The sequence below is a fragment of the Legionella drancourtii LLAP12 genome (assembly GCF_000162755.2).
Classification (GTDB): Bacteria; Pseudomonadota; Gammaproteobacteria; order Legionellales; family Legionellaceae; genus Legionella; species Legionella drancourtii.
Map to the genome: position 1 here is coordinate 42,205 of NZ_JH413808.1, position 10,584 is coordinate 52,788.

Consider the following 10,584-nt stretch of genomic DNA (forward strand, 5'->3'; position numbering starts at 1 on the left):
TTTTGAAAATTATAGAACTCGTGTTAGGGTGCTCTGTTGTTAACTGGTGAGTGCCCCCGTAATTGGGAAAGACCCCAAAATTCGGATGGTGGGGCGGCGACTATTTAATTGGTTAATCAATGTGTTGTATTTAAATGGTTATTTTTGTTGGTGATAAAAATATACCCCCAAATGTACCCCCAGTAGCACTTAGTGTAAGAAGGAAATCACTCTTTTGCTCAAATCCGCAATCACATTGATAGCTTTATCATAATCAGCAGCTAAATCAGGATTGAAGACCATGTTTTCAATAAAATCATAATAGCGCTCTCGCCAGATAGGCTTGGTGCGCAGGAGATCGAGCGATCGGTTAATTTCCTCTGCGGGGTTAGCTGCGTATTCAGGATTCTGATTTTTAAACTGTTGTGCATCGGTTAGAACAATGTCTTTTGCCAGCATCAAAAAATCATCGGGGATCGGTTCAGCTAATTCGATAGCATTAAGATCATAAACGTGACGAATCAAAGATCGATCATCGTGGTGACTTCCCCGCTCAATGGCAATGATGCGTCGCGTTAAGCCTACCCATTTTTCAATTGCTGTTTCATGAACAGCAACACAATGGGTCTGGCTTTTAGGGAATAGGCTCAAATCAGGGAAAGTTTCTTCCATTAAAGTCATTACAGAGCGTATCACCACATCACAACAAATATTTGATAGAGTAAATTCAAATAGTATATGGGGTCTTAGAGTATCGTTAAGTGTAAAGACAGAAGGGAAAGTAAATTGAACCCGTGAATATTTGCCCTCATTACGGACTACAGGTTCACTGGCCGTTAAGTTCGGAATTGAAAATTTGGATTGAAGCTCCAGCCGAAAAGTTTTCAACTCTTTTAGCATATGCGATTTGCTAAAATCATCCGTGGTTGATTTGCGCTGAATTTTAAAATCCACATCCTCAGACATACGCCGAACGACTCTGTGCGCTTTGGCCAGGCAAGTGCCACCACAAAAGACTAATCGGAAATATTCATTTTCGATACCAGAAAGGGTTTGTATCAACTGGGTGACGTAATAATCTTTTTCGATAATAGATTCATGTAAATCTAAAAAATCACTGGTTTCTTTAATTTTATTCAGCAAAAAATTATCTGGCATTAATTTGTTTCTCTATAATCAGTTTTCTTCTACCGTCGGATAAAGTACCCCTGAAACGGCTTTTTAAACGAACAACAGTACGAGCTGGGACTTGGGTTGATAAGCCAGCATTATACTCTTGTTCCGCTGTACCTGGCTCCCATTGAACCCCTTTTCTTGTTAAAGCTTCTTTACAGACTTGGCCAAAAGTACCTTGAGCAAGGGGTTTATTGAGCGTTTCAGAAAAAGAGGCTTTAGCATAAATACCAGCTCCAATTTTAACAATCTTATTGGTATCAATTAGCTTCTTAAAAACACGGCTTACCTGACGATAGGAACCCAAATCTATAAGATCCTGACGCAAAACCACATTGCCACGTATCTTTTTGATACGTTGAAGAGCTTTGTACTCTATGCTGTCTTTATATTTCACTGTCATGATAATTCGCCAATTTAGGACTTACTAAGAGTATAGCAATTACCGTAATATGCGTCAAATAAGGACACATAGAACGCGTATTCAAAAGCATCATATAAGAGACGCTAATGTTAGCTCTTTGATTACACCCATGAAAGTAAAGTTGGTCTACACTTAAATTAAGTGCCTATTAATAAGTCTTGTAAGTCTTATGCTGTGATGATGTAAAGGAATTATATTAGCCAAGCGAGGGAACATGACTCAAATCAAATCTAAAAAAAGGGTTATGGATCATGGCGAAGTTTTTACCTCTGAACGAGAGGTGAACGCCATGCTTGACCTTATCAAACCAGAGACCGAAAGAATTGAGTCTCGTTTTTTAGAGCCAGCATGTGGGACAGGCAATTTCCTAATAGAAATATTGCATCGTAAGCTGAATATAGTTGAGCATCGATACAACAAAAGCAAGCGTGAATATGAACGCTATGCTGTGCTTGCGATATCTTCCCTCTATGGCATTGATATTTTGGAAGATAACGTCCTTCACTCTCGGAATCGCCTATTCGACCATTTCAATGAACAGTACACTAGCCTATATAGAAAAAACTGCAGCCAAGAATGTAGAGATTCTGTACGGTTTATCTTGGAGCTTAATATTGTATGGGGTAATGCCCTGACCATGAAGATGGCAGATACAGACAAACCTATTATTTTTTCAGAATGGTCTACTGTAAATGGGAGTATGCTGAAGCGTAGAGATTACTTTTTTGAAGATTTAATGAGTAATCAGCCCACTAACGATTCCCCTAATAATATTAAAAGTCGTTCTTTAAGCCCAATAAAGGAATTCCCTCTTATTCATTTTCTGAGGTTATACCAAAATGTATGAGATACAGCCACAATACAACCCAGATATCTTAAGTTTTATTGCGAATTTAAGTAGCGATGAAGTCTTCACCCCCCCAGTGATAGTGAATCAAATATTGGATCTATTACCAAAACATATTTGGCATGACAAACATATAAAATTTTTAGACCCTGCTTGTAAATCAGGTGTGTTTTTACGTGAAATTGCCAAGCGTTTGTTACATGGCTTAGAGAAAGAAATTCCTAATATTCAAGAACGCATCAATCATATTTACACTAAACAACTATATGGGATTGCTATCACAGAACTGACAGCACTTTTATCCAGACGCTCCGTTTATTGCTCTAGATTTGCTGATAGCAAATATTCCATTACGACTGAATTTGATACTCCAGAAGGAAATATCATTTTTAATTATGTCTCACATGAGTGGCATAAAAATAGATGTAGGTTTTGTGGTGCCACAAAACAAATCTACGATCGAGGAAATGAGCTAGAAACACATGCATACCAATTTATTCATACAAATAATCCAGAGGAGATCTTCAACATGAAGTTCGATATTATTGTGGGTAATCCGCCTTACCAACTTAAGGTTGGGGTTGAAAAAGAAAACTATGCTGTCCCGCTGTATCATTTGTTTGTTCAACAAGCAAAAAAACTAAACCCGCGCCTTTTGGCAATGATTATTCCTTCTCGATGGTTTGCAGGTGGCCGTGGTTTGGATGAGTTCAGATCGGAAATGTTAAATGACATACGGATAAGAAAATTAGTAGACTATCCTAATGCAACGGACTGTTTTCCTGGCGTCGATATTTCTGGAGGGGTTTGTTATTTTTTATGGGATAGAGAAAACAAAGGCGATTGTGAAATCACAAACATTAGAGGCAACAACCAATCAACAACAAAACCAATGATTCGCCCACTTCTCGAGGAAAATGGCGACTCTTTTATTCGGTTCAATGAATCTATTCCCATTATTCGAAAAATAGCTGCTTTTAACGAACCAACTTTTGGCTCTCTTGTTAGCCCCCAGACCCCTTTTGGAATCATTTCCTCATTTAAAGATTTTCAACAAAAGCATTTTGCTGATGCCATAAAAATATATACAACTAGCGGTATTGGGTTTATTCGCAAAAATCAGGTGTTAAGAAATCAGCAGTGGATTAATGACTGGAAAGTTTATATCGCTGCTGCATATGGAGAAAGGGGGCAATATCCCTATCGATTTTTAGGGAAACCATTTATTGGCGAACCTAATAGCTGTTGTACTCAAGCTTATCTTTTGATCGGAACATTTAGTGATGAAAAAACATGCACCAATGTAATGTCTTATATTCAAACAAAATTCTTTAGATTTTGCATTATGCTGAAAAAAAACACCCAACATGCCATGAGGGATAAATATGCTCTTGTTCCAATGCAAGACTTTAGTGAGGCATGGACGGATGATAAATTGTATAAAAAATACAATCTTACAACAGATGATATAGCCTTTATTGATTCCATGGTACGGCCTATGGAGTTATCTGATGAAAGATAATTTCTTTCCTCCAAAATCAGAGGTAAAGCCTGAAATTTACGCCTATTTGGATACGAACCCTCAATATGATGGCTTATTAAAAATTGGTTACACCACTATTGGTGTAGAACAACGTGTTGCACAACAATACCCTACGCTTCGCCCAGGAGCACTGCCCTATAAGATTTTGCTTGTTGAATCAGCAATGCGGAAAGACGGTAGCGCATTCATAGATCGCGCCGTCCATCGGTATCTAAGAAATCAGGGCTTTCAAAACCCTAACGGTGAATGGTTTAAATGTTCTGTAACAGACATTAAAGCAGCTATCATCGCAATACGTGAAGGCATAGAAAATGAGGAAAAACGTTCACTTGACTTCGCCATGCGTCCAGAGCAAGAAGAGGCCGTAAATAAAACTATTGCTTATTTCCAAAGTTTCAAAAAGGAAAATCCAGAAAAAACACCTCATTTTCTTTGGAACGCTAAAATGCGCTTCGGAAAAACATTTGCTACCTATCAACTTGCAAAACGCATGGGGTGGAAACAAATTTTGATCCTCACTTTCAAGCCCGCTGTGCATAATGCCTGGCGTGAAGATTTAGAGTCACATATTGATTTTCCGGGTTGGCAATTTATCTCAAAAGATAATCTCTTTTTTGAGGCTATTGATCCAAATAAGCCTATTGTATGCTTTGGTTCATTTCAAGATTATATGGGGAAAAATTCAGCGGGTGGTATTAAAGCAAAAAATGAATGGGTTCATAACACACATTGGGATTGTGTGATTTTTGATGAATACCATTATGGTGCATGGAGAGAGGGGGCTAAAGATCTATTCGGGTCAGAGGACAAAAAAGAAGCTCGATATGCTGAAGGGGATGGTATGGATTTTTTTGATGAAAACAATATGCCAATCACAACATCAGCTTATTTATACCTTTCTGGAACACCCTTTCGTGCAATCGCATCCGGTGAATTTATTGAAGAACAAATATACAACTGGACTTATTCAGATGAACAGCGTGCAAAGAAAGAATGGCATCGAGAACCTAATCCATACGATTCTCTGCCACGGATAGTCATGTTAACTTATCAATTACCTGATGTCATTCGTGACATTGCAATGAAAGGCGAATTTAATCAGTTTGATTTAAATACATTTTTTTCAGCTACAGGAGAAAGGACTACCGCTAAATTTAAATATGAAGATGAAATACAGAAATGGCTTAATCTGATTCGAGGGAATTTCCTTGAAGTGGCCGTTGATAATCTAAAGCTAGGTATAGAAAAGCCTCCAATGCCATTCTCGGATGTTAGATTACTTGCACTCTTATCACATACATTTTGGTTTCTTCCCTCTGTTGCATCTTGCTATGCCATGAAAAATCTACTGGGTCAGAAGCAAAATAGATTTTATCATGCGTATAAAATTATAGTAGCGGCAGGTGCTAGTGCTGGCATCGGGGTTGATGCGATTCCCCCTGTTGCTCAAGCTATGGAGAACCCTCTTGAAACCAAAACAATCACACTATCTTGTGGAAAATTGACCACAGGAGTATCTGTTAAACCCTGGACAGGAATTTTTATGCTCCGTAATTGCTCTAGTCCTGAAACTTATTTCCAAGCTGCTTTTAGAGTCCAAACACCTTGGGTGATTAACAATCCAGATAGGAAATCTCCTAATAAACAAGAAATTATTAAGAAAGAGTGCTATGTTTTCGATTTTGCGCCAGATCGTGCGTTGCGCCAGATCGCTGATTATAGCTGCCGTCTCAACATCAATGGCTCAAGTCCAGAGAAAAACGTAGAAGAATTCATCCATTTTTTGCCTGTTCTAGCTTATGATGGCAGCTCAATGAAGCAAATTAACGCGGCAGGTGTTCTAGATATGGCCATGAGTGGTACTACAGCAACTTTATTGGCACCCCGTTGGGAGAGCGCGTTACTGGTTAATGTCGATAACGACACGCTTAAACGACTAATGAATAGCAAGGACGCTATGGATGCATTAATGCGCATTGAAGGATTTAGAACACTTAATCAAGATATTGAAACAATCATTAACAAATCAGAAGCAGTCCAAAGAGTCAAAAAAGAAGCAAGTGAACGCGAACTCAATTCAAAAGAAAAGCGCGAGCTAACCTCTAACGAGAAAGAATACAAACGAGTACGCAAGCAAATTCAGGATAAATTGATTAAGTTTGCTACACGCATCCCCGTATTCATGTACTTGACCGATTATAGAGAAAGAACTCTTAAAGATGTGATTACTCAGCTTGAGCCTGGACTTTTCAAAAAAGTGACTGGTTTAAACGTTAAAGACTTTGAGCTTCTGGTTAGTTTAGGGGTATTTAACAGCGCACTCATGAATGATGCTGTTTACAAATTCAAACGCTATGAAGACGCAAGCCTAACGTACACAGGTATTAACCGACATGAAAATGAAAGTGTTGGTTTGTATGAGACTGTTATTAACATAGAAGAGTACAGTGGAAGAGCGACTGAATAGGCTACAAGATTAAAGCCACCATTACCAATTTGGTTTACCCAGAAATTAACCTACAATTTGTTAATAGCAGGATTGATCAATTCAGACAATGCAGGAACCAATACACCCACTTCAACGTTCAATGCAAAAGCAATTTGTATTAGATTCTGTATGGAAATATTTTGCTCGCCACGCTCAACTCGTCCCATATAAGTACGCCCCATACCTGAAGCGTCAGCAATCTCTTCCTGTGAATAGCCTTCAGAAGTCCGTAGTGTTCGGATTTTTTCACCGATTTTGATAAGGTTTTGGTGTTTTACTTTCATTTTGAAAGTAAAGTCGATCACACCCTATTAGTTCCACACCCAATAAGTAGCATGCGATAAAAAAATGCTCTGGTTCTCAAGTGAGAGGAGGCTCCATTTATCCAAGGGGGGGCTCGGCAAGGGGACATACCCCCCCATATTAACTAGGCTAACGCCTTAGCCTATCTAGTAAAGATAGCTGACTATTCAACTAAACCGTCCGTTTACAAAAGTCAAATCTAAGCTGAATAAATTACCCGTACTTTGGTTCTTTTGGCATCTAACTTGAAATAAACCTTTATATAAACGATCCTCAGTATCCAATTGTGGTCGATCAATACTTAACCACCAATTCGATGCTTGAAAAGTACCAATAGATTCTTCTACCTCCCGTGGTAAGGGAGAACGATTTCCAATCAGCCTATTTTTTTCAATGTCAAAGGTGTTAGCTGGGATAGTGGTAATTATTATACAGTTTAATTCCATTGCTAACGCAGCAAGTTTCTCAGCAATTGCTTCTTTGGGATATTTGTCATTCATGTGTACAATATCAATCCCATCAACCACAATCACTCCAATTTCATCCCTAGTAGCTGCTTCTGTACATACTGATGCAATCTCACTGCTGGTTATGTATGGGTTACTAACTACACCAACATTTTTTAGAGTAAGCTTAGGACGTGCGTTAAGCATAATTTCTTTGAACGAATTACCTTGTGCTCCTAGTAAGAGTGCGTGTCGTTCAAATATTACTTCGCTAGGCATCTCAAGATTAAAATACAAGGCTTGTTTATGAAGTTGTGCTTCAATTAATTTATCCATTAAATACAATGCAAAAAATGATCTCCCGTGCCCACTGCGGCCAGCGATAGTAATTAGTGAGCGATTTGGCATTTGCAGTAGTTCGTCAATGCTAGCCATAATTTGATCTTCATTCTGTTGCTTTAAATTGGAATTTAAAATCATATTTCCCTCTGGTCGATTTAATGAAACGGATGCAATCATTAGATGATGTACTAAATTGAAGACGTTAAGACGACGGTGCCTCAGAATATAAATGGTTGATCTGAGTCCATCCTAGGAAGTAACTATTGCATCCTTGCAACATTGAGGCAGAGAACGGCTAAAATTTTCTCTTTAAAACACAATTAATGCCACTTATTGGGTGTGTGATGTTAGCATAGGCGTGTCGAATTAAACAAGAATGGTTGTAACTTCAATTGAAAAAATTTAAAAATGCACTTAATGCACACGTTTCGCTTGTATAACACTTATGAGGTCACTATGAGTAGTAGCTCGAATGATATGAGTAAGTTATCTTGTTCTATGAATAGAAAACTTTAGCTCTTAATAATTTTATCTGTTATGTCTTTATTACAGACTATCTGGTTTACATTACATCCTTCTGATAGAAAGAGTCATATAAACCAAAATAAAAGCTACTGTCACTGTGTAAAAACTAAAATGTGATTCAACTTAAATAAGTTTTACATTCGCTAATCAACCACGGTTTAATAGTCACGACTATATTTAACTTCAAGATCAGCACTTAACTTTCGTAGTTCCTCCGACATACTGCTATCACTCTCAATGCCAATTTTATTACCATAAACCTTCGGAACTAGCTTAGATGCTAACCATTTACGGGTATCAATTTTTAATCTAGCCCTATTTACAACAGAATTATTTGATACGGGCTTCCCATCTTCATCAATAAAACAATCATTCGATTCATCATCAGCAATTTCCAGTATCTCATCAATCAGAAGTTCTATTTGGCATATCTTTGCTTGCGCGTACTGCTCGGAAAATTCAGGGTATTTTTTTAACCAAGCGAATAAGGTATCTTGGCAAGGCCAATGCATATTTTCTTTACATAGAACTTTAGTCCCTTTGCTTGTAGAAGCAATAACGTTGCATATTTCTTCCGCCAATTCAGAGTTATATTTCGTGGGGCGTCCTATTTTTGATGATGTTTTGGCCATTTTAACCTCCCTGTTTCATCATATTAACGGCTACAAACCTAACCAATATTTTATAAAAAAAATGCCATTTAGTCTCGTAATATCTATGTATTTTAGTCACTTATAAGTAACTATTAATACACCCATCATTGTTCCAATTTATCACAGGAAAAAGTTTCATATTCATGTCTTACAAGTCTTGAAGTCTTTCTTAAAGACATGCAAGACATGAAGACATTGATATGACAATTAATCACATTGCCTAATTTCCCAAGAAATATAGCTACCCACTTTCCCTAAACTACGACACTCAATTCCTATTTGCCGTAAGGCAGGTGCTGCTCGTCGTAACGCATCGCCAAAACCTTTGGGTGATCTTGGCCAACTATCGGAACCATTAGGTTTAAAACCTTCTACCTGTGCAAATAATACTTTAAGAGGTAAATCAGTTCGTTGGCGGTTACGCTTTTCAAACCATTCAATTAATGCCGATGCTGCAGGACTGGCATCAATTGTACGGGCAATCGATTCATGACGACAGGCATTAAAAGCCTCCAAGAACTTATCGCTAGTTTGGCCAACTACTTCAGCAATTGCCATTCCCAGCCGCGTAAACTCAATTAACCGTGGACAATTTTTTGAAGGTAATTTAATTGCGGTTAGACGTGTAAGTGACTGGGCAAAAATGTCCAAAAGCGCACCTAATAATATTGGATGTTTTTCTTCATAAGTACATAAAATTTCGTTTATCTCCGTTCTTTTAGTGATAACTGGAGTTTCAATTGAAATGGCTCGATCAATTAAATCTTGCGCGGTGATCGCGGCACTAATACCGTTCAGAACCACGGGACGCTTTGCATTAATAACTGATTCATTTGCATCGCTATATAATTTTCGTTTTGCAAAACCACCCCCAGTTGCCAATATACACAAAGTATCTTGCATCTGCGCGGATAAGTGACTGATATTTTCGTAACTGACTACCCAATTTACACCACCACTAACAAAAATATCTTCTGTTGTTTTTGGGGCTGCACGAAGGTTACAAGCATTAGGGTCAATCAATCGCCGTAATACCATTTGCGTAGTGCTTTTTGCACTTCCTTGTTCACCAATGAGCTCTAAAACAGGAAAGGGGGTATCAGGCCTTAAGGACTCAATTAACCAAGCAAGAGCTAAAAGCCTATCGTTTTCTGGAATATTAACCATTTGCCACAACGAAGATAAATCGCCACCACTAATAGGAATAGGCAATGGCCACATTGTATCAGGACGCAAAAATCTTACAGGCGGATTGTTTATTAGTTTCCACTCACCAGGCATTAGTTGAATTGCATAACTTTGCCCACATTCACCTAAATCAAGGTAATATGCATTCTCATGCTTAGCCACACGAATATGTACCTCATGACATTCCCCTTTGAACCGTGCTATACCACCTAATGTGCTTAGTGCCTCTCGGACTGATTGCTCACGGGGTGACTTTCCAGTTCTTTCATAATAATTTGAGACCAACCAATCTTTAAATGGCCGGCTATCTAGACGACGGGTTTCTTTAGTCGATAAATCTTGTGCATAAACATCGGCATTTTTATCATGAAATAATTCCACATGTTCTATGACAAAGTTTACAATAGTAGATGCTTGGTTTTCTCGAGGAGGCTTCTCTGCTTCAGCAATAATATTTAACTCTGATGTCTCAGCCTCCAAGGCAACTAAGTCAATAAGGGGAAGAGCCGCAATTTCTTTATCAGTCGCTAGGGGATTCATTCTTAACCAATCTATAGCATCTCCTTTAGGGAGCAAGCTTAATGCATCCACATTAACTTGCCACAACTTACAGCCAAGCAACCGCAGCTCGGTAGCAACAACATTAGCAAATCGTTGGCCTGCACTATCATTG

General features: G+C 38.3%; 9 protein-coding genes. 3 read left to right on the top strand and 6 right to left on the bottom strand.

Annotation, left to right across the window (positions count from 1 at the left end; genetic code table 11):
• Nucleotides 1–189: 189 nt before the first annotated feature.
• Complete coding sequence (locus LDG_RS04295) at nucleotides 190–1,137, bottom strand: nucleotidyl transferase AbiEii/AbiGii toxin family protein (protein WP_006869932.1); 948 nt, start codon at nucleotides 1,135–1,137, stop codon at nucleotides 190–192.
• Nucleotides 1,127–1,555 carry a DUF6088 family protein gene (locus tag LDG_RS04300; protein WP_040534465.1) on the bottom strand — a complete coding sequence of 143 codons (429 nt, stop codon included), beginning with the start codon at nucleotides 1,553–1,555 and terminating at the stop codon, nucleotides 1,127–1,129. The genes LDG_RS04295 and LDG_RS04300 overlap by 11 nt, the downstream gene beginning before the upstream one ends.
• A 235-nt stretch (nucleotides 1,556–1,790) precedes the next feature.
• Between LDG_RS04300 and LDG_RS04305 the strand changes: the two genes are divergently transcribed.
• The 3 genes from LDG_RS04305 to LDG_RS04315 all read left to right on the top strand — a co-directional run bounded on the left by LDG_RS04305 (nucleotide 1,791) and on the right by LDG_RS04315 (nucleotide 6,433).
• The gene (locus LDG_RS04305) at nucleotides 1,791–2,423 is read left to right on the top strand and encodes a DNA methyltransferase (RefSeq protein ID WP_040534467.1); all 633 of its coding nucleotides are present in this window, start codon (nucleotides 1,791–1,793) and stop codon (nucleotides 2,421–2,423) included.
• A gap of 94 nt (nucleotides 2,424–2,517) precedes the next feature.
• Nucleotides 2,518–3,945: an Eco57I restriction-modification methylase domain-containing protein gene (locus LDG_RS04310; protein WP_199484652.1), complete on the top strand. Its 1,428-nt coding sequence runs from the start codon at nucleotides 2,518–2,520 to the stop codon at nucleotides 3,943–3,945.
• Nucleotides 3,935–6,433: a GIY-YIG nuclease family protein gene (locus LDG_RS04315; protein ID WP_006869936.1), complete on the top strand. Its 2,499-nt coding sequence runs from the start codon at nucleotides 3,935–3,937 to the stop codon at nucleotides 6,431–6,433. Before LDG_RS04310 ends, LDG_RS04315 begins: the two co-directional genes overlap by 11 nt.
• Before the next feature lie 50 nt (nucleotides 6,434–6,483).
• Here LDG_RS04315 and LDG_RS04320 read toward each other — a convergent pair whose 3' ends face one another.
• From LDG_RS04320 to LDG_RS04335, 4 genes are all read right to left on the bottom strand, one after another.
• Nucleotides 6,484–6,738, bottom strand: coding sequence for a helix-turn-helix domain-containing protein (locus LDG_RS04320; protein ID WP_040534469.1), 255 nt, complete (start codon nucleotides 6,736–6,738; stop codon nucleotides 6,484–6,486).
• Nucleotides 6,739–6,924: 186 nt separating this feature from the next.
• Nucleotides 6,925–7,683, bottom strand: a complete 759-nt coding sequence (locus LDG_RS04325; RefSeq protein ID WP_006869938.1) for a DnaB-like helicase C-terminal domain-containing protein — start codon at nucleotides 7,681–7,683, stop codon at nucleotides 6,925–6,927.
• 545 nt (nucleotides 7,684–8,228) lie between these two features.
• A complete protein-coding gene (locus tag LDG_RS04330; RefSeq protein WP_006869939.1) occupies nucleotides 8,229–8,702 on the bottom strand; it encodes a terminase small subunit-like protein in 474 nt (157 codons plus the stop codon).
• A gap of 228 nt (nucleotides 8,703–8,930) precedes the next feature.
• Nucleotides 8,931–10,584, bottom strand: a 1,654-nt coding sequence (locus tag LDG_RS04335; protein ID WP_050805519.1) for a hypothetical protein, incomplete at its 5' end; no start/stop codon positions are given.